Origin of the sequence: Pseudomonas sp. NFX5, from assembly GCF_049132125.1 — a bacterium.
GTDB lineage: Bacteria > Pseudomonadota > Gammaproteobacteria > Pseudomonadales > Pseudomonadaceae > Aquipseudomonas > Aquipseudomonas marginalis.
This window is the reverse complement of record NZ_JAFMZG010000028.1, coordinates 25,331-43,446: the sequence shown is the minus strand read 5'-3', so window position 1 is coordinate 43,446 and position 18,116 is coordinate 25,331. Positions and strand designations below refer to the sequence as shown.

Annotated in this window: 16 protein-coding genes and 2 pseudogenes; 11 read left to right on the top strand and 7 right to left on the bottom strand. The window is 62.0% G+C overall.

The annotated features are described in order from the left end of the window. Positions 1 to 63 precede the first annotated feature (63 nt). Positions 64 to 1,071, bottom strand: a complete 1,008-nt coding sequence (locus J1N02_RS17210; RefSeq protein WP_421147513.1) for a helix-turn-helix domain-containing protein — start codon at positions 1,069 to 1,071, stop codon at positions 64 to 66. 507 nt (positions 1,072 to 1,578) lie between these two features. Here J1N02_RS17210 and J1N02_RS17205 point away from each other — a divergent pair. The 7 genes from J1N02_RS17205 (at position 1,579) to J1N02_RS17175 (ending at position 8,931) form a co-directional block, all read left to right on the top strand. Then, positions 1,579 to 2,826, top strand: a complete 1,248-nt coding sequence (locus tag J1N02_RS17205) for an acyl-CoA dehydrogenase family protein (RefSeq protein WP_098480409.1) — start codon at positions 1,579 to 1,581, stop codon at positions 2,824 to 2,826. A 190-nt stretch (positions 2,827 to 3,016) separates the two neighbouring features. Next, on the top strand, positions 3,017 to 3,967 hold the full coding sequence (locus tag J1N02_RS17200; RefSeq protein WP_223841665.1) for a transporter: 951 nt from the start codon (positions 3,017 to 3,019) through the stop codon (positions 3,965 to 3,967). Positions 3,968 to 4,194: 227 nt separating this feature from the next. Beyond that, positions 4,195 to 5,028: an EamA family transporter gene (locus J1N02_RS17195; protein WP_421147512.1), complete on the top strand. Its 834-nt coding sequence runs from the start codon at positions 4,195 to 4,197 to the stop codon at positions 5,026 to 5,028. Between the two features lie 75 nt (positions 5,029 to 5,103). Further along, entirely contained in the window at positions 5,104 to 5,883 is a 780-nt protein-coding gene (locus J1N02_RS17190) for a PhzF family phenazine biosynthesis isomerase (RefSeq protein ID WP_169899185.1), read from the top strand. Positions 5,884 to 5,919: 36 nt separating this feature from the next. Further along, complete coding sequence (gene ggt, locus J1N02_RS17185) at positions 5,920 to 7,749, top strand: gamma-glutamyltransferase (protein WP_169899187.1); 1,830 nt, start codon at positions 5,920 to 5,922, stop codon at positions 7,747 to 7,749. A gap of 23 nt (positions 7,750 to 7,772) precedes the next feature. Then, positions 7,773 to 8,495, top strand: coding sequence for a peptidoglycan editing factor PgeF (pgeF, locus tag J1N02_RS17180; RefSeq protein ID WP_027606933.1), 723 nt, complete (start codon positions 7,773 to 7,775; stop codon positions 8,493 to 8,495). A gap of 121 nt (positions 8,496 to 8,616) precedes the next feature. Beyond that, the gene (locus J1N02_RS17175) at positions 8,617 to 8,931 is read left to right on the top strand and encodes a helix-turn-helix domain-containing protein (protein WP_027606934.1); all 315 of its coding nucleotides are present in this window, start codon (positions 8,617 to 8,619) and stop codon (positions 8,929 to 8,931) included. Between the two features lie 26 nt (positions 8,932 to 8,957). Here the strand turns inward: J1N02_RS17175 and ddlA are convergent, their stop codons facing one another. Together ddlA and J1N02_RS17165 are read right to left on the bottom strand one after the other, a co-directional pair. Beyond that, positions 8,958 to 10,052: a D-alanine--D-alanine ligase gene (gene ddlA / locus J1N02_RS17170; RefSeq protein ID WP_027606935.1), complete on the bottom strand. Its 1,095-nt coding sequence runs from the start codon at positions 10,050 to 10,052 to the stop codon at positions 8,958 to 8,960. Positions 10,053 to 10,096: 44 nt separating this feature from the next. Beyond that, a complete protein-coding gene (locus J1N02_RS17165) occupies positions 10,097 to 10,735 on the bottom strand; it encodes a LysE family transporter (RefSeq protein WP_027606936.1) in 639 nt (212 codons plus the stop codon). Between the two features lie 137 nt (positions 10,736 to 10,872). On the opposite strand from J1N02_RS17165, the gene J1N02_RS17160 reads away from it, so the two are divergent. Next, positions 10,873 to 11,682, top strand: coding sequence for an AraC family transcriptional regulator (locus J1N02_RS17160; RefSeq protein WP_421147511.1), 810 nt, complete (start codon positions 10,873 to 10,875; stop codon positions 11,680 to 11,682). 6 nt (positions 11,683 to 11,688) lie between these two features. Here J1N02_RS17160 and J1N02_RS17155 read toward each other — a convergent pair whose 3' ends face one another. The 4 genes and pseudogenes from J1N02_RS17155 to J1N02_RS17140 all read right to left on the bottom strand — a co-directional run bounded on the left by J1N02_RS17155 (position 11,689) and on the right by J1N02_RS17140 (position 14,076). After that, positions 11,689 to 12,264, bottom strand: a complete 576-nt coding sequence (locus tag J1N02_RS17155; protein WP_169899189.1) for a flavin reductase family protein — start codon at positions 12,262 to 12,264, stop codon at positions 11,689 to 11,691. A 58-nt stretch (positions 12,265 to 12,322) separates the two neighbouring features. Continuing rightward, positions 12,323 to 12,751, bottom strand: a pseudogene (locus J1N02_RS17150) (methyl-accepting chemotaxis protein); the annotation flags it as partial. A gap of 111 nt (positions 12,752 to 12,862) precedes the next feature. Further along, a pseudogene (locus J1N02_RS17145) lies at positions 12,863 to 13,549 on the bottom strand (PAS domain-containing protein); the annotation flags it as partial. A gap of 194 nt (positions 13,550 to 13,743) precedes the next feature. Next, a complete protein-coding gene (locus J1N02_RS17140; protein ID WP_092359791.1) occupies positions 13,744 to 14,076 on the bottom strand; it encodes a DUF2790 domain-containing protein in 333 nt (110 codons plus the stop codon). A gap of 225 nt (positions 14,077 to 14,301) precedes the next feature. Between J1N02_RS17140 and J1N02_RS17135 the strand changes: the two genes are divergently transcribed. The 3 genes from J1N02_RS17135 (at position 14,302) to J1N02_RS17125 (ending at position 18,035) form a co-directional block, all read left to right on the top strand. After that, entirely contained in the window at positions 14,302 to 15,621 is a 1,320-nt protein-coding gene (locus J1N02_RS17135; RefSeq protein ID WP_027606941.1) for an OprD family porin, read from the top strand. 339 nt (positions 15,622 to 15,960) lie between these two features. Further along, complete coding sequence (locus J1N02_RS17130; RefSeq protein ID WP_027606942.1) at positions 15,961 to 16,635, top strand: heavy metal response regulator transcription factor; 675 nt, start codon at positions 15,961 to 15,963, stop codon at positions 16,633 to 16,635. Next, the gene (locus J1N02_RS17125) at positions 16,632 to 18,035 is read left to right on the top strand and encodes a heavy metal sensor histidine kinase (RefSeq protein WP_169899193.1); all 1,404 of its coding nucleotides are present in this window, start codon (positions 16,632 to 16,634) and stop codon (positions 18,033 to 18,035) included. The genes J1N02_RS17130 and J1N02_RS17125 overlap by 4 nt, the downstream gene beginning before the upstream one ends. The last annotated feature ends 81 nt before the right edge of the window (positions 18,036 to 18,116 follow it).

Sequence of the window (18,116 nt, the reverse complement as noted above, 5' to 3'; positions counted from 1 at the left end):
TGCGCCGCATCCCATCCCGGCACCTCGCACCGTGATCGCCTTTGTAGTTCCTGAACCTTGTCTTCACCTGATCAGAAGATCCTGGACCGATCCACAACTGTTCGTTCCTGGTTTGGCTTCACCGTCGACGCTGGCTGCGAGTCCGCGTGGGGAGATCCCGAACCGCTGCTTGAACAACCGGGAGAAATGCGAGGCATCGTTAAATCCCCAGCGCAGCGCTACGGCGAGCACGCCAGGATGGCTGGAACTGCAGAGATCGCGCGCGCTGTGCCGCAAGCGCAGCTCCCGGATCAGGCCACTGACGGAAAATGGCTCTTCCTCGAACAGGCCATAGAGTGTCCGGCGCGAGACCTTGAATCGCGCCGCAAGCAGGTCCGGCCCGAGCCCGGGTTCAGATAAATGATCGGCTATATAGGTCTCGACCGCCTGGCGGAAGGCTGTCCGCAGCGGCACCCGGTCCTGTTCCTGCGCCTCCAGCGTGGCGCCCAGCGCGACGGCGATGACACCGTTGAGCGCGGCGCTGAGCCCGTGCTGCGCCTGTAGGCCGACGCTGGCGTCCATCTGTTCAAGTGAGCGGGCGAAGCGAGCCGCGACCAGTCCAAGTCCCGCTTGTCCGCTGACGCAGCGCGCTGTCGCCTGGCGCGGTGCCGCGAGCCTGGACACCAGTTGCTCCCTGGGTATACGGAATGACAGCACGCGCCAATCTTCCCTGAAATCGAGAAAGTAGGGACGCGTGGAGTCCACGACGGAGAAGTCACCGGGCAACACCAGTGTCTCCTGCCCATCCTGACGTACCACGCATGACCCTTCCAACTGGAAGTTCGCGAAGCAGAACTCGACCGGGTTGCGGCGGATTTCATCCCAGCGTCGTTGGACGAACTGCGCACGGGAAAACACGCGGGTCTGCGCGCTCATGGAGAGGGGCCGGGAGCTCACCTCGCCCGTGAAGTTCGATCCTGCAGGCTCTTGCTTGAGGATGGGATTGAGCGAGACGAAGGCTTCGCAGAGGACCTCACGCCAGTAGCTGAATCTTTCGCGCTGCACGCACGCTTCGGTAGTCCAGATTTGCATCCTGCGGTCACCCCTCAGTGGCGCAAAAGACAATCATCACGAGCGCAAGCCAGCGACTGATTTCTGAGCCAATGTCACGGTATGGCGGGCCGCTCAGACGTGTCATGTGTTCCTCCTGTTGCACAGATCGTCAACTGGTCTTGCACGCAAAGGCAAGTCGTCGGTTGATGGGCGTTCAGGCACCCTGGCACGGCATTTTCGTTTGTGCCTGCGCTGTGCACGGTGGGAATGCGAATGCGTCATGCCGGTGCAGTTTTCGCCGGATAAACAGGCGCAGGACTGAACCCATGTGACCTGCGGCAGGAAGACGCAAAGTCCGCGCCAGAACCAAGGGGGCATTCACCCGCCACAGGCTCTTTCTGCAGAAGGCACGACCTCAGTCGGGAAAGCCCTGTGCCCTTGCGCAAATCGTCAATTGGGCTTGCACGCTCCGGCGAGACCGAGGCAGTCCGGCTGCCTACGATGGGTTGTCCGTTACCTAACCCACCGCAAGAAAGGTCGCTTCCCATGGCTATCGATTTCCAGCTCACCGAATCACAGAAGGCTTTACAGGCAAGCGCGCGAACCTTCGCCGCCGAAGTCCTCAGCAAGGTCGCCCCCACTATCGCCCCAATCGCGCGACCGGAAGACCGGTTCTACGCCACGCGGCCGTTCTACGATGCAATGGTCGACGCCGGCTTCATCAAGGCGTTGCTGCCCGTCTCGTGCGGCGGCAGCGCCCTGACCACGCTGGATTTTGCCTTGGCAGCCGAAGAACTCGCCGCCGCCGACGTCAACTTGCCTTCGGCCTTGCTGGGCACCGGCCTGGGTTTGCACGCGGTGCTGCACCACGGCACCGAGGAGCAGAAGCGCCGCTTCCTGCCGGACTTCGTCGAAGATGGCTCGCGCCTGGCCGCCCTGGCCTTCACTGAGGTCACCGGAGGCGCTAACTACGACAACCCCGACCCCTCCGCCGGCGTGCAGACATTCGCCCGCCTCGAAGGCGACGAATGGGTCATCAACGGCGCAAAGCACTACACCACCAACGGCACCGGTTGGGACGGCAAGGGCGCGCACCTGTACAGCGTCATATGCCGCACCGATGCGACCCTGCCGCCGCAGCAATCGCTGGCGGTCATCATGGTGCCCGGCAGCGCCCAGGGCATCGAGATCGCGGGCTTTCTCGATACCGTCGGCCATCGCGCGACGATCTCGCCGCGCATCCACTTCAACAATGTGCGCGTGCCGGCGGCCAATATTGTGGGCAAGCCGGGCGATGGCATTGCCATGGTGGAAGATGCCTTCTCCTGGACTGCGGCGCTCATCGGCGCGGCCTGCGTAGGTGTGATGCGCGCGGCCTTCGACGTCGCCTTGAAGTTTGCCCGCACCGACAAGCGCTCCGGCACGGTGCCTGTGATTGAGCACCAGAACGTTGGCTTCATGCTGGCCGATATCAAGATGCGCATCGAGGCCGCGCGCTACCTGACCTGGAAAGCCTGTCACCAGCTTGATATCACCCAGGGACGCAGCCGCGAACTGGCCATCATCACCAAGGTTCACTGTTCAGAACTGTGCGTTCAGGCCGTCTACGATGCCATGCGCGTTGTCGGTGTCGATGCCTATACCGACCTCTACCCGTTGGCCGGCCTGATGCAGGACGCGCTGTGTTTTCCCCTGTACGACGGCGGCAACATGGGGGTCCGTCGCCGGCAACTCCATGCGCTGCTGCGCTCGCCGGCCTACGACGCCATGGCCGGTGCAGAGGCACGCAGTTGAAGCGGCCGCCGTGCCACGAGGCGTAAGCGCCGAGCAGCTGTCCTTCCCAGCACAACGAATGACCGCCCCAACAAAGCGACTTGGGGCGCGTCCCCCCTATCTTTGTCATGCGCACTGCCGCGTTGTCCTGTGTCGCCGCACTTCGCCGGCCGATCAATGACAGATGACTACTCGAGAGAGGACTTCCGTAATGACCCAAGCATTCTCCAGCGTCGCCCGCAGGACCGGCCACGTGTCAAAGGCCGGTACCCACTCGCCCCTGAGCAGCATGAACAAGGTATTGGCCTTGGCCTGTCTACCAATGGTCACGATGGTGCCGATGACCGCGCGCGCCATCGATGTGGACATCGGTGATTTCGTCCCGGCGCCGGAGGGTACGACGGCGGGGTTGCTGTACCTGCAGCATGCCGAGCGCAACAAACTCTATGCCCAGGGACGGCAGACGGCGCGGGATCCTCGGCTGGTCTCGGATGTCGGCATCGGGAGGCTGGTGCACTACACCACGATCGGCGGGCTGACGGTAGGCCCCCAGATCCTGGTACCGTTTGGCCGGCTGGATGCCGGGCGCGACACGAGTGCACTGGGCAAGACCAGCGGGGTAGGTGACGTTATCCTGGCCGCACCAGTCTGGTTGATCAACGACGCAGCGTCTCGCACCTATCTAGCCATAGCGCCCTATCTGTACCTTCCAACGGGTAGCTATAGCCACGACCGCCCGCTCAATCTGGGTGAAAACCGCTGGAAGTTTGATTTACAGGTAGGTTTCGTCAAAGGGCTGACCGACAATTGGTATGTCGACTTGACCGGCGACGTCATGTTCCACGGCAAGAACGACAACTACGGCGCTGCCGGCGACACGCTCAAGCAGAAACAGCTCTACCAGGGGCAGGGATATTTGCGTTACCAGTTCACCCCCGGCGCCAACGCTTTCGTCGGCCTGTCACAGACCTGGGGCGGTGAGACCCGAGTCAATGGCGTTGACAGCGACGACGAAGCTCGGCAACGAAAAATCAGCGTGGGTGGCAGTTACTTCATCCGCCCGAAGACGCAGGTGCTGGTGGCGCTCGGGCGCGATCTTGAGGTGGAAAATGGCTTCAAGGAAAGCGCCCGCATCAACGTTCGACTGTTGCAGGTGTTCTGAGCAAAAATCTCATTCAGGGCTACTCGATAACGCCTGGCGTTGAAACAACGCCGGGCATGAGGTGGCCAGGTGTAATCGAACAGCAGTTGCCCTCAATTGACGCGTAACCCGGTACTGATAACGGCTTACCGAAAGGTAGAGCGTTTTTTTATGCCTTGAAGAAAGTGCCTGGGGCATACTCGCAGCCCCCTCCTGGATACAGAACTGAGCCAATAGGATGCCCCTTCATGAGCCTTGATGTGTTCGCAATCATCATGCTGGGCGCTGCGTTGCACGCGACTTGGAATGCCGTGGTCAAGGGCGGTGACAACAAGCTGCTGACCACCTGCATGATCGCGTCCATTGCATCGCTGATCGCAGCGACGGTCATTCCGTTTCTGGAGTTGCCGGCCAAGGAAAGCTGGCCCTTCATCGGTGCGTCGGTGATTTTGCAGGTGGTGTATTTCGTGCTGGTCGCCTCGACTTACCGCATTTCCGACATGAGCCAGACCTACCCGATCATGCGCGGCACTGCGCCGTTGCTGGTGGCGACAGCGGGCGTAGGGCTGTTGTCCGAATCCTTGTCCTCATTCGCCTGGCTCGGTATTGCCATCATCTGCATCGGCATTTTGAGCATGGCTGCCGCCCCCAGCATCGGTCAGCGAAAAGGCATGCTCCTGGCGCTGGTCAACGCGGCAGTCATCGCCGGCTACACCCTTATCGACGGTGTGGGTGTGCGCAAATCCGGCGCGCCGGCGGCCTATACGCTGTGGATATTCCTGCTCACCGGCCTCGCGCTTGCCGTATGGGCATTTGCCGTCAGGCGGCGCGAATTCTGCCGCTATCTGGCGCGCCACTGGCGCCCAGGTGTTATCGGTGGCTTCGGCACCGTCGTGTCCTACGGCCTGGCACTTTGGGCAATGACGGCGGCACCGATCGCCACGGTTTCGGCGCTCAGGGAGACGTCGATCCTGTTTGGCGTGGTGATCTCGGCACTGGTGCTCAAAGAGCGGCTGACCGGCCGCCGCATCATGGCTGCGTGCATCATTGCCGGCGGGGCTATGGTATTGCGATTGGGCTGACGGGCAGGCCGCTTTTGACGCCCTCCCTTACCACTGTTAGTGTCCAGCCTCCCCCCACGCACGGAGTGCTTCACGGTGAAACTGGACATCTACCAAGTCGACGCCTTCAGCCAACATGCCTTCGGCGGCAACCCTGCCGCGGTGTGCCCGCTCACCGAGTGGCTGCCCGATGAGCAACTGCAGCATATCGCCGCCGAAAACAACCTCTCCGAAACCGCCTACTTCGTGCCCCGCGATGGCTTCTATGAGTTGCGCTGGTTTACCCCGCAAGTCGAAGTCGACCTGTGCGGCCATGCCACGCTGGCGACAGCGTGGGTGTTGATTCACGCGCTGGCGGATGCACCCCAGGTGCTGCGCTTTGCCACCCGCAGCGGCGAGCTACGGGTGACGCGCAAGGGTGATGAGCTGGCGATGGATTTCCCCGCCCGGCAACCACAGCGCTGCGAACCGCCCGCTGGAATGTTGAGTGCCCTGGGGATCGAGAGCGCCGACGTGTTCGGCACCGATGACTACATCGTGCTGGTGGACGACGAAGCCCAGGTCGCCGCGCTGACGCCTGACTTTTCGCGGCTCAAGGGCCTGCCCAAGCGCGGGATTGCAGTCACCGCCAAGAGCACACGGTTTGATTTCATTTCGCGCTGGTTCGGGCCGAATGTGGGGATCGATGAAGACCCGGTCACCGGTTCGGCGCATACCTCGCTGGCACCGTTCTGGGCCGAGCGCCTGGGCAAGTCGCACTTGACGGCCGAGCAAGGGGGCCAGCGCAAGGGCCAGTTGCACTGCGAGCTGCAGGGCGACCGCGTGATTATTTCCGGCAAGGCAGTGTTGTACATGCAAGGCACGATTTACCTGTAAACCGCAGCGCCCCAAGGACAACAGATCATTCGCACAATGAACGGAGTTCAGCACGTGTTTTCGATTTCCCGCCGCCAACTGTCACTCATGGCCGCAGCCCTGACCCTGGCTGCCTGCCACACCCCGGTCAACGACCAGCCACCGGCACCGGAGTTGGGCTCGGGCTATCGCACCGACCTCAGCACCCGCCATGCCGAGCGCCATATGGCCGCCGCCGCCAACCCGCTGGCGGCCGAGGCCGGCCGCGAGATGTTGCGCCAGGGCGGCTCGGCCATTGACGCCGCCATTGCGATGCAGGCGGTGTTGACCCTGGTGGAACCACAATCCTCCGGCATTGGCGGCGGTGCGTTCATCATGCTGTGGGACGGGAAAAACGTGCACGCCTATGACGGCCGGGAAACGGCTCCGGCCGGGGCGACCGAGCGGTTGTTCCTGAACGCCGACGGCACGCCGATGGCCTTCACCGACGCGCAGATCGGCGGGCGTTCGGTGGGCACGCCCGGGGTGCTGCGGGCCCTGGAAATGGCCCATAGGAAGACCGGCCGCCTGCAATGGGCCAAGCTGTTCGAGCCGGCGATTCGCTTGTCGGAGCAGGGCTTCGCGATTTCACCGCGCTTGCACAGCCTGATCGCCGCAGACCGCTTTATCCCGCAATCGCCGGAGATGGCGGCCTACTTTCTGAATGCCGACGGCACGCCAAAAGCCGCCGGTACACGGCTGAAAAACCCGGCGCTGGCCGCTGTGTTCAAGCGCATCGCCAAGGAAGGACCGGACGCCTTGTACCACGGGCCGATTGCCGATGAGATTGCGCGCAAGGTGCAGGGCAACCGTAATGCCGGCAGCCTGACTCAAGCCGACCTCAAGGGCTACGTCGCCAAGGAACGCGCGCCGTTGTGCACCGATTACAAACGCTGGAAAGTCTGCGGCATGCCGCCGCCGTCCTCAGGCGGGATTGCGGTCGCGCAGATGCTCGGCACATTGCAGGCCCTGGAAGCCCGCGACCCGCGCCTGGCCATCGCGCCGATGACACCGATAAAAAGCGCTTCGCCTGCCGGGCTTGAGCCCACGCCCGAGGCCGTGCACCTGATCGCCGAAGCCGGTCGCCTGGCCTTTGCCGACCGCGCGCTGTACGTGGCCGATGCGGACTTCACACCGGTGCCGGTGGCCGGCCTCGTGGCCCCGAACTACCTGGCACAGCGTGCCACGCTGATCGGCGAGCGCAGCATGGGCATCGCCAAGCCAGGCCGACCGGCCGGTATTCAAGTCGCGTATGCACCGGACCGTTCGCCGCTGCGCATCTCCACGTCACAAGTCGTCGCCGTAGATGACCTGGGCGGCGCCGTGTCGATGACCACCACGGTGGAAGCAGCGTTTGGCTCCCATGTAATGGTCCAGGGCTTTTTGCTCAATAACCAGATGACCGACTTCTCATTCATCCCCGAAGAAAACGGCCAGCCGGTCGCCAACCGCGTGCAACCCGGCAAACGCCCGCGCTCGGCGATGGCGCCGACCCTGGTGTTCGACCGCAAGAGCGGTGAATTGCTGGCTACGCTCGGTTCGCCGGGCGGCTCGCAAATCATCGAGTACGTGAGCAAATCCCTGGTGGCGCTGCTCGACTGGAACCTCGACCCGCAAGCCGCCATCGGCCTGCCCAATTTCGGCAGCCGCAATGGGGCTACCGAGTTGGAGGCCGGGTTGTTCAGCCCAGGCCTGAAGCAGGTATTGAAGGACAAGGGCCATGAGCTGAGCGAGATCGACATGACCAGCGGCATCCAGGCCATCGTGCTCAAGCGGGACGCCCAGGGTAAGGTGTCGCTCAGCGGCGGCGCCGACCCTCGGCGCGAAGGCGAGGCGATCGGCGACTGATTTTATTGAACGGAGGTAAGCCCTTGCATCAGGCTGAAAATCTCGCTGCCATCCCTGGCATCGACCACGGTTTCTGTTCGATCGACGACCCACGGCGCCCGGATGAAGTGTTCATCTGCAAGCAAGTGCACAGCGCCTCGGTGATTGAATGGCAGGCCGGCCAGGTGGCCAATACGATCGAGGCCGATGGTGTGTTGACGCACCACGCTCACTCGATCGCGGTGATCACCGCCGATTGCCTGCCCATTCTGTTCGCGTCGAAAACCGGCGAACGGGTGGCGGCAGTCCATGGCGGCTGGAAGGGGCTGCAACGCGGGATTATCGCCAACGTCATGCAGCGCTTTGCCGCCGAAGGGATTGCAGCCGACCAGCTGCAAGTAGCTATCGGCCCCTCGATCAAGCCGTGCTGTTATGAAGTGAGCGACGGGTTTATCGCCGAGTTCCAGAGTGACCAAGGGCACCTGTGGCAACACGCCCAGGCGCCGTGGAGCTACGTGCAACCGGCACCGCTGCGGTCCCCGCAAATCAGTCCGCCCCATGCAAGGCAAGCAGGCAGTGCGTGGTTTGACTTGAGCGGGTATGGGTTGTTGCTGCTGCAAGCGGCGGGTGTCAAGCGTGAGCAGATCGACGTGAGCGAGGTGTGTACCTACTGCACGTCGCCGACGTTTGCCAGCTACCGCAGAAGGACGCATCAGCCGGAGGAAGCGAAGACATTGATTTATTCGTGGATTGCTCGCACAGACTGATAGGAGAAGGCCTACAACACTCTTTCTCAAATCCTCTACATGTCTTCAGAGATTTACGGCAAGGGCGCTACGGAGAATATTCCAGCGCACATCCTGTACAAAATTGCGAAGGAGATGAACCATGCCTCTCACTGATAAACAACTGCAGGAACGTGACGCCAAACGCAATATCGGCGAAGAATTACTGAGCGCTGTTCAGGATGTTAAAGCAGGACGCTACGGCGCCATGCACCAGGTCGAAATCACTCAAGCTGCCGAAGCAAGAAGCAAGACAGGACTGTCGCAACCCAAATTTGCCGAGCTTTTGGGGGTTTCGGTAAGGACCCTTCAGGAGTGGGAACAGGGGCGTCGTTCCCCCTCCGGCGCAGCACGCTCACTGCTGCATATTGCGGCCATAAGGCCAGACGTTTTTCGGGAGGTCCTCAGTAAGGCCTGATGGCATTACTGGCCACTCCCTGAAGATCAACGGCTGATCTTCAACCCCTTCCGCCCCGCATGCCGCTCCAACGCCAGCTCGATCAACCGGCTCACCAGCTCGCTGTAGCTCATCCCCGCCGCCTGCCACAGCTTGGGGTACATGCTGATGCGGGTGAAGCCGGGCAGTGAGTTGATTTCGTTGATCAGCACTTCGCCGTCGTCGGTCAGGAACACATCGACCCGCGCCAACCCCGCGCAGCCCAACACCTCAAATGCCTCAAGGGCCAAGCGGCGAATCCGCTCACTGGCTGCATGGCTGATGTCCGCCGGCACCACCACCTGGGCCGCCTGGCCGTCGATGTATTTACTGTCGTAGGAGTAGAAACCGCTGTTCACCACGATCTCGCCGCAGCCGCTGGCCACAGGGTTTTCGTTGCCCAGCACGGCGCATTCGATTTCGCGGCCCTGGACCGCCGACTCCACCAGCACCTTTTGATCAAAACCCAGGGCCAGTTCAACCGCGGCGTGGTACTCAGCCTCGTTGCCAACCTTGCTCACACCCACCGAAGAACCCTGGTTGGCCGGTTTGACGAACATCGGCAGGCCGAGTTTATTCACCGCTGTTTCAAAGGAAGTACGCGCGGCGTTGCTGCGGGTCAGGGTGATGAACGGCGTCACGGCAATGCCTGCGTCGCGCAGCAGGCGTTTGCTGATGTCCTTGTCCATGCACACCGCCGAGCCGAGCACGTCGGAACCGACGAAAGGCAGGTCAGCCATGCGCAACAGGCCTTGCAGGCAGCCGTCTTCGCCGAGGGTGCCGTGGACGATGGGAAAGATCACGTCGATGTGTGCCAGCAGGCCGTTACCGGAGGTTTCCACCACCTGCTGGCTGGCCTTGCCGGGTACCACCGCCAGTTCGCGGTTGGATTGGTTGAGTGCGATGAGTGCCGGGTTTTCCTGGTTGATCAGGAAGTTCGAGGTGTCGTTGAGGTGCCAGTGGCCGGCCTTGTCGATGCCGATCAAAACCGGCTCGAAGCGGGTGCGGTCGAGTGCATCGACAATATTGCGCGCCGACTGCAACGAGACCTCGTGCTCGGCCGAACGGCCACCAAAAATAATCCCTACCCGCACCTTGCTCATGACCCGGCCTCACTGTTGAAAGTAAGGCTTCTTACCACGGACGGTCAGCGATTCGCTACCAGGTGTGCGCCGAACAACACGTAGCAACCGCCGGCAAAACGGTCGAGCCATTTGCGCGAGCGGCTGTAGAGGTTGGCCATGTGCGCACTGGAAAACACCAGGGCCACGCAGGAATACCAGCTGAACGACAGGGTGGCCATGGTGATCACCGCCAGGGTCAGCAGCATCGGCGACGGCGACGGCGGCATGGTGGAGGCGAAGATGGTGGCGACGAACAACGCGGCCTTGGGGTTGGACAGGTTGCCCAGCAACCCCAGGCGCCAGGCGGAAAACAACGAGCGGCGCGCTTCGTCCGGCAACAGGCTCTGGCCCATCGCCGGTGCCGAGCGCTTGAACAGTTTCAGCCCCAGGTAAATCAGGTAGCAGCCGCCGATGATCTTGAACGCCAGGTACAACATGGGCGCGGCGGTAAACAGCGACTTGATGCCCAGCCCACCCGCCAGCCCCCACATGATCGTGCCAGTGGACACGCCCGCCGAAGCCACCACGCCATGGCGGCGCGAACAACTGGCAGCCAACTGTGCGGTGTTGAAGAAGTTGGGACCCGGCGTCACCACCGCCACCGTCCACAGCAGGGCCAGCGAGACCAGAGGCGCCACATAGGTGGGGTTGATAAATTCCATGGGGCGGCTCCATCAGCGCAGGGCACGAGCAGGGAGCATAGACCTCGCCCGCCGCCTGCACAATCGTACAAGACCCCGGCAGACAAGGGATGCAGACTGGGTTAACGTGTTTCCACCTCTTTTTGTGACAAGCCACCATGGGCAAACCGACCCGCAACTTCGACTGGCTGCACCGTGCCCCCCATGCCAGCGGCCTGGACCGTATCGAGGCGTACTTCGCCGGTTTCGCCTTCGACCCCCATCGCCATGACACCTATGCCATCGGGCGTACCTTGTCTGGCGTACAGAGTTTTCACTACCGCGGCGACATGATCCACAGCCTGCCCGGCACGACCATGGTGCTTCATCCCGATGAGACCCACGACGGCCACGCCGGCAGTGAGGAAGGTTTCAAGTACCGGATGATTTACGTGGAGCCGTCGCTGATCCAGCAGATCCTTGGCGGCAAGCCATTGCCGTTTATCCCCGGAGGCTTGTCCACTGACCCCAGGCTGTTCCGCGCCAGCGATGTGCTGCTGCAAAACCTGGATAACCCCATCGACCCATTGCAGGAACAGGACGCGATGTTCGACCTGGCCCACGCGCTGAGCAACGCCGCGGGCGCCATCGTCAGCCGCAAGGCGTTCGATTACGTCGCCGCCGAGCGCGCCCGGGAGTTTATCCACAGCGCCCTGGGCCGCAGCATCACCCTGGACGAAATGGCCGACCACGCCGGCCGCGACCGCTGGGCATTGTCGCGGGACTTTCGCGCGCTGTTCGGCACCAGCCCCTATCGCTACCTGACGATGCGCCGTCTGGACCTGGTGCGCAGTCTGCTGGCACAGGGGCAGTCGCTGGTGGACGCGGCGCTGACCGCCGGCTTCACCGACCAGAGCCACATGACCCGGCAATTTCGCAGCACCTACGGTATGCCGCCGTCGCGATGGGTGAAGATGCTCGGGCGTTGAGTACGCTTATAGCGAATGCCCATCGATGGGCTCGCCGATGCTCAGGAAATGACCACCCGCTACATGGTGCAAGGTGCGTAACTGATCATACCCTTCAAAGTGCCAGCGGCCTTCGCTGAACACACGTTCGTCGGCATAGGCTGCGACCACTTCGCCGAGGAACAGGTCATAGGCCTGCTGGTTGTGGGGCTCGGGGAGCAAGCGGCATTCCAGCCAGGCTACACAGCCTTCCAGCAACGGCGCCTGCGTGTGTTCACCGTTGAAGGTTTGCAGGCCATAAGCGGCGAACTTGTCACGCTCGGTGCCGGTGGTATTGCCGACCGTCTGCACGAGGTCGACCTGGGCCACACAGGGCACCTGCAGCACGAAGCTGCCGGCACCTTCCAGCAATTGGCGAGTCCAGGTGGCCTTGTCCAGCACCACGGCGACTTTCGGCGGTTCGAAATCCAGCGGCATGGCCCAGGCGGCCGCCATGATATTGCGCTGGCCGTTGTGGGCCGCACTCACCAGCACGGTTGGCCCGTGGTTGAGCAAACGATAGGCCTTGGGCAACGGAACGGGGCGGCAGTGGGTAGGGCTCATGGAGGATCGGCTCTTCAAACGAAAAAACCTACGATACCTCAAGCATCAGCCCTATGGATCAGCTCGACAGTTGGTTAGCGAATTGTCCTACGGCGCTGACCACCTTCTGTGCGCCGTCCTGGATCTCCACGATCACCGTGCCCGCTTCCGCCGCCAGGGCCAGGCCTTGCTCGGCTTGCAGGCGGCCGTCGGTCATCAGGGCCACCGCGTCGCGGGCCATATCCTGGTTCTGACGCACCACACCAACAATTTCCTCGGTGGCTTTGCTGGTCCGTGATGCCAACTGGCGCACCTCATCGGCCACCACCGCAAAGCCCCGGCCTTGCTCGCCGGCACGTGCCGCTTCGATGGCCGCGTTGAGCGCCAGCAAATTGGTCTGTTCGGCAATGCCGCTGATGGTCTTGACGATGGTGCCGATCACTTGGGATTGCGCGTTCAGTGCCTCGATGCCTTCACCCGCCGCCTGCATGTGCGTGGCCAGGTCGCGCATCACCTCCACCGCCTGCGTCACCACGGTGGTACCGCGCTGGGCGCTGTCGTCGGTATGCAACGAGGTGCTGTAGGCAATGTTCGCGGCCTCGGCGACGGCTTGCTCCCGATTGACCTGATCGGTAATCACCGTGGCGAACTTGACCACTTTGTACAAACGATCATTGGCGTCCAGCACCGGATTGTAGGTGGCTTCCAGCCACACCACGCGGCCATGGCTGTCCACACGCTTGAAGCGCGCTGCGACGAATTCTCCGGCGTTCAGGCGTTTCCAGAAATGCTGGTACTCGGCGCTGTTGTACTCCTGCGGCTCACAGAAGATACGGTGATGCTTGCCCTGGATCTGCGCCAGGCTGTAGCCCATGCCGCTGAGGAAACGGTCGTTCGCGGTCAGCACGTGCCCATCCAGGTCAAACTCGATCACGGCGGTGGAACGCACCAGCGCGGTGATCAGGTTTTCATGCTCGCGCGACGCTTCGATGGTGCGGGTGAGGTCGCTGGAGTAAATCGAAAAATGCTTGATGCGCCCATCGGAACTGCGCACCGGCTGCACAATCGAGCGCAACCAGGCTTCCTGCCCGTTACCGCGCATCAGGCGTACGGCGCCGGCGAAATGCTCACCGCGCAGCAGGGCGTTCTTGAAGCGCTGCTGGAATTCGTCCTGGCGCACATGGGCGGGCACCAGGTCTTCGATGGGGCGCCCCAGCAGCGTGGAACTCTGGTAGACCAGTTCCTGCAGAAAGTTGGCATTGGCCCATTCAACCCGACCTTCTGCGTCCAGCGTCAGGCAGAGCATTTCGCTTTCCAGGCTCTCCCTGACCTGTTGCAAGCTGGACAGTTCTTCGCGAAGAGCGGACAGCTCCTGCTTCAAGCGGGTGTTAAACATAGGGCACCGAGGTCGATGGGAGAGAAGTATCAGATCTGCATCGGCCCTATGGGCTGTTTCTGAAGCGAACTCAGGCGCTACACCCCACTCTTTTTTTGACGCCATTAACTGCCGTTATTTCGGCACACGCCCATGACTTGGTACTCCAACGTGGTGAGCTTGCCGCTGGAGTCTTCATAGGTCATGCGCGAAGGCACGGTATTGCACGCGCGGATCGGCGGCGTCACGTTGACCACCTTGGCAATGTCCAGGTCCATGCCATAGCGATACACCTGGACCTGGGGCGCCGGCTTACCGTTTCTCTCGGCGTAGGCGGCCATGGCTTTTTCATTGCGTTCCATCATCAGGGCAAAGGTCCGGTCCCCCCCGCCTTCGGCCAATGCGCCGAATGACAGGACGGCCGTTAGTACACCCACGCCTGCGGTAGAAAAGTTCATCACCTGTTCCTCGACTGAAAGTTCAGTGCCGAGACTAACGAACGAACCCTGACGCGATGTTCACCAGAACATTACTTATTTGTTAGGTGGCGACGAGCTTCCAGAATTGTAATGTTCACGCCACCCAATCGTTATCCACGGTTTGCAACTATCAGCCCGGGCCAGATCAATAAGAACGCCCGCCTCCATAAGAAGCTGATAACTGCCAACACCGAGGAGCGAAACATGCGGATCCGTTATTACACCCTTCCCCTTTCACTGATCGCCACATTGCCCCTGGCAGCCGTGGCCGCGGAAGACAAACCTGAAGGGTTTATCGAAGGCAGCAGCGTGAACGTGCTGGCGCGCAATTTTTACTTCAACCGTGATGACCGCAAGGGCCAATCCAGCCCCACCGGTAATGGCTATTCCGAAGCCTGGGCCCAGGGACTGATCGGTCAATTCGAATCCGGTTTTACCCAGGGCACCGTGGGGTTTGGCCTGGACGCCTTCGCCATGGTCGGCGTGAAGCTCGACTCGGGCACCGGCCGCAGCGGCGGCAAGGGCTCGTTCGGCGTGCTGCCGGTGGACAGCAACAACCATCCTGAAGACAACTACAGCAAGGTCGGCGGCGCGGCGAAACTGCGGGTATTGGACACGGTGATCAAGGCCGGCGACGTGTTCCCGCTGACCCCCGTGGTGGCCTACGGCGATTCGCGGGTGTTGCCGGAAAGCTTCCGTGGCGTGACCCTGCAGAACACCAGCCTGGAAGGCCTGACCTTGCAGGGCGGGCGTCTGAGCGGCATGAGCCAACCCAACGAAAGCGGCATGAACAAGGGCTTTGCGACGTTTTACGCAGGCCCCGTGGACTCGCCCTGGATCGGCTATGCCGGTGGTGATTACCAACTCAACAAACACCTGAGCCTGAGCCTGTACAGCAGCCGCCTGAAGGACGCCTGGGACCAGTACTACGTGGGCAGCGCCGCCAGTTACCCGCTGAACGAAGACGTTTCGCTGTTCGGCGACATCAACTACTACAAGGCCGTGGACGAAGGCAAAAAACTGCTGGGTGAATTCGATAACAGCATCTGGAGCGCCCGGCTCGGCGTGAAGGTGGGCGCCCACAGCCTGGCCGTTTCGCACCAGCGCAACAACGGCGATGACGACTTCGATTACCTGCGCCAGTCGGACTCGATCTTCCTCAACAACTCGATCCAGTACAGCGACTTCAACTCGCCCAAGGAGCGCTCGTGGATGCTGCGCTACGACCTGGACATGCAGCCATTCGGCATTCCCGGCCTGTCGTTCATGACCCGCTACGGCAAGGGCACCGGCGCCGACTACAGCAACGCCAACGCGGTGTATATGCGCCGCGATGCCGCCGGCGATCCGCTCACCGACCAACGCCGCTGGGAGCGGGATATCGAAGCCAAGTACGTGGTGCAAAGCGGCAACTTGAAGGACTTATCGCTGCGACTGCGCCAGGCCACCGTGCGCTCAAGTTCATTCGAGTCCGACCTTGAAGAAGTCCGCGTCATTATCGAATACCCACTGGCGGTGCTTTAAGACGCGCTTACATTCACTTGCCGATGCCCTACATCTGTTCACAGGTTGAAGTCTGTCAGAACTGTAATATCGGCCTCACCTTCTCGTTAAGTTGCGCTTTTTATACTGCGCATCGAACACTTCTCATCTCTGCGGCTTTTGTGTAGCTCCTTTGGAACAGAGATGAATTTTATACGCCCCAGCCGGGGCGTTTTTTTTGCGTGCCCGGTCAGTGACGAATCGTCGCACCGGCCTGACGCGGCTTGACCCTAAAGCTACTCCAGGCTTCAGAGTTTTCCTACAGCCCATTCAAGCCTCTATGAGGCCATCTCCTTTCGTTTTCCTTGAAGGTAAATCCCCATGCGTATCCTTGTGGTTGAGGACGAGCAGAAAACCGCCGATTACTTGCAGCAAGGCCTGACCGAAAGTGGCTACGTCGTCGATTGCGCCGCCAGCGGCATCGACGGCCTGCACCTGGCCCGGCAGCACACCTACGAACTGGTGATCCTCGACGTGAACCTGCCCAACACCGACGGCTGGGAGGTACTGGAACAACTGCGCCGGGACGGCAACCAGCGCGTGATGATGCTGACCGCGCGCGGCCGCCTGGCCGACAAGATCAAGGGCCTGGACATGGGCGCCGACGATTACCTGGTCAAACCCTTCGAGTTCCCCGAACTGCTGGCCCGTGTGCGCACCTTGCTGCGCCGTAGCGAACATATCCCGCTGCCGGATGTGCTGCGCGTCGCGGACCTGGAGCTGGACCCGCGTCGCCATCGCGCCTATCGTGGCAGCCGGCGCATCGACCTGACCACCAAGGAATTCGCCCTGCTGCATGTGTTGATGCGCCAGGCCGGCGAGGTAATGACCCGCACGCAGATCATCTCGCTGGTGTGGGACATGAACTTCGACTGCGACACCAACGTGGTCGAGGTCTCCATCAGCCGCCTGCGCGGCAAGGTCGATGACCAGAGCGAGGTCAAATTGATCCACACCATTCGCGGCGTGGGTTATGTGCTGGAGGCGCGCCAATGAGGACCAGCAGCCTGTCGATGCGCCTGGGGCTGACGGTCAGCCTCATGGGCGCCGGGCTGGTGGTGCTGTTGGCGACCCTGGCCTACCTGGCCTTGACCCATGAGCTGGAAAAGCTCGCGCGCAAGGGCCTGGAAAGCAAGATGGAACAGCTCCAGCACAGCCTAGCGCTGGGCCTGGACACCCACGCAATCAAAGCCCGCCCCCACTCGTTGCTGGACCTGGTGATGGGCCATGACAATTTCTACCTGACCATCGTCGGCACCGCACCCGATAACGCGGTGCTGCTCAGTGTCGGCGCCAAACCCCAGGAACCGTTGCTGACCGACTTCTCCCCTCGGGAAACCCTCGGTTACCTCAACTGGCAAGACCAGGACGGCAACCAGGTACTCAGTGCCTCCAGCCTGATGCGCCTGGCCAGCGGCGAGCGCGTACGGGTGTTGCTGTCGCTGGACCGCAGGGATGACCAGGCCCTGCTCAGTGCCTACCTGCGCGCCACCCTCATCGCCCTGCCGATGCTGCTGGTCCTGATCGGCATGGGCGCCTGGTGGCTGGTGCAGCGTGGGTTGGCGCCGTTGAAGCAGTTCAGCCATGTCGCGGCCCAGGTGACGACCCAGGACCTGACCCACCGTTTATCCATCGACAACCTGCCCCAGGAGCTGGGCGAGTTGGCGCAAAGCATCAACGTAATGCTGCGTCGCCTGGACGCCGGTGTGCAGCAGTTGTCGCAGTTCTCCGACGACCTCGCCCACGAGCTGCGTGCGCCGCTGACCAACCTGATGGGCAAGGCCCAGGTGACCCTGTCCCGCGAACGGCCCTCGGAGGAATACAAGGCGGGGCTGGAATCCTGCACCGAGGAAATGGAACGCCTGTCGCGCATCGTCTCCGACATGCTGTTCCTGGCCCAGGTCAGCCATCCGGCGGCGCGGGCCGGGTTTGGCCCGGTGTCATTGGGTGAAGAAGCACAACGGGTGATGGCGCTGTTCGCCCTCAGCGCCGAAGACAAACACGTGGCCCTCAACCTGCGCGGCGACGCCTGGGTGACGGGCGATCGCCTGATGATCCAGCGGGCGATTTCCAACCTGCTGTCCAATGCCATCCGCCATACGCCCGAAGGCTCCAGCGTGCTGCTGCTGGTGGAGACCTACGACCAGAGCGTGGCGTTGTCGGTGGGCAACCCCGGGCGTGGCATCGAAGCGCACCACCTGCCGCATCTGTTCGAACGCTTCTACCGCGCCGACAGCAGCCGTACCCGCGCCGAAGGTGGCACGGGGCTGGGGCTGGCCATTGTGCAGTCGATCATGCAGCTGCATCAGGGGCACACCGACGTCAGCAGCCAGCCAGGCCGGTTTACACGGTTCAGCCTGGTGTTTCCTCTGCGCCTGAAAACAACGCAGGTCTAGGGTGGGAGGGGGCTTGCCCCCGATAGCAGTGTGTCAGCTGACACATGTATCAACTGACCCACCGCTATCGGGGGCAAGCCC

Coding starts and splice junctions, on each gene's coding strand:
- J1N02_RS17210 (WP_421147513.1), bottom strand. CDS start 1,071: ATGCAAATCTGGACTACCGAAGCGTGCGTGCAGCGCGAAAGATTCAGC.
- J1N02_RS17205 (WP_098480409.1), top strand. CDS start 1,579: ATGGCTATCGATTTCCAGCTCACCGAATCACAGAAGGCTTTACAGGCA.
- J1N02_RS17200 (WP_223841665.1), top strand. CDS start 3,017: ATGACCCAAGCATTCTCCAGCGTCGCCCGCAGGACCGGCCACGTGTCA.
- J1N02_RS17195 (WP_421147512.1), top strand. CDS start 4,195: ATGAGCCTTGATGTGTTCGCAATCATCATGCTGGGCGCTGCGTTGCAC.
- ggt (WP_169899187.1), top strand. CDS start 5,920: ATGAACGGAGTTCAGCACGTGTTTTCGATTTCCCGCCGCCAACTGTCA.
- J1N02_RS17175 (WP_027606934.1), top strand. CDS start 8,617: ATGCCTCTCACTGATAAACAACTGCAGGAACGTGACGCCAAACGCAAT.
- ddlA (WP_027606935.1), bottom strand. CDS start 10,052: ATGAGCAAGGTGCGGGTAGGGATTATTTTTGGTGGCCGTTCGGCCGAG.
- J1N02_RS17165 (WP_027606936.1), bottom strand. CDS start 10,735: ATGGAATTTATCAACCCCACCTATGTGGCGCCTCTGGTCTCGCTGGCC.
- J1N02_RS17160 (WP_421147511.1), top strand. CDS start 10,873: ATGGGCAAACCGACCCGCAACTTCGACTGGCTGCACCGTGCCCCCCAT.
- J1N02_RS17155 (WP_169899189.1), bottom strand. CDS start 12,264: ATGAGCCCTACCCACTGCCGCCCCGTTCCGTTGCCCAAGGCCTATCGT.
- J1N02_RS17140 (WP_092359791.1), bottom strand. CDS start 14,076: ATGAACTTTTCTACCGCAGGCGTGGGTGTACTAACGGCCGTCCTGTCA.
- J1N02_RS17135 (WP_027606941.1), top strand. CDS start 14,302: ATGCGGATCCGTTATTACACCCTTCCCCTTTCACTGATCGCCACATTG.
- J1N02_RS17130 (WP_027606942.1), top strand. CDS start 15,961: ATGCGTATCCTTGTGGTTGAGGACGAGCAGAAAACCGCCGATTACTTG.
- J1N02_RS17125 (WP_169899193.1), top strand. CDS start 16,632: ATGAGGACCAGCAGCCTGTCGATGCGCCTGGGGCTGACGGTCAGCCTC.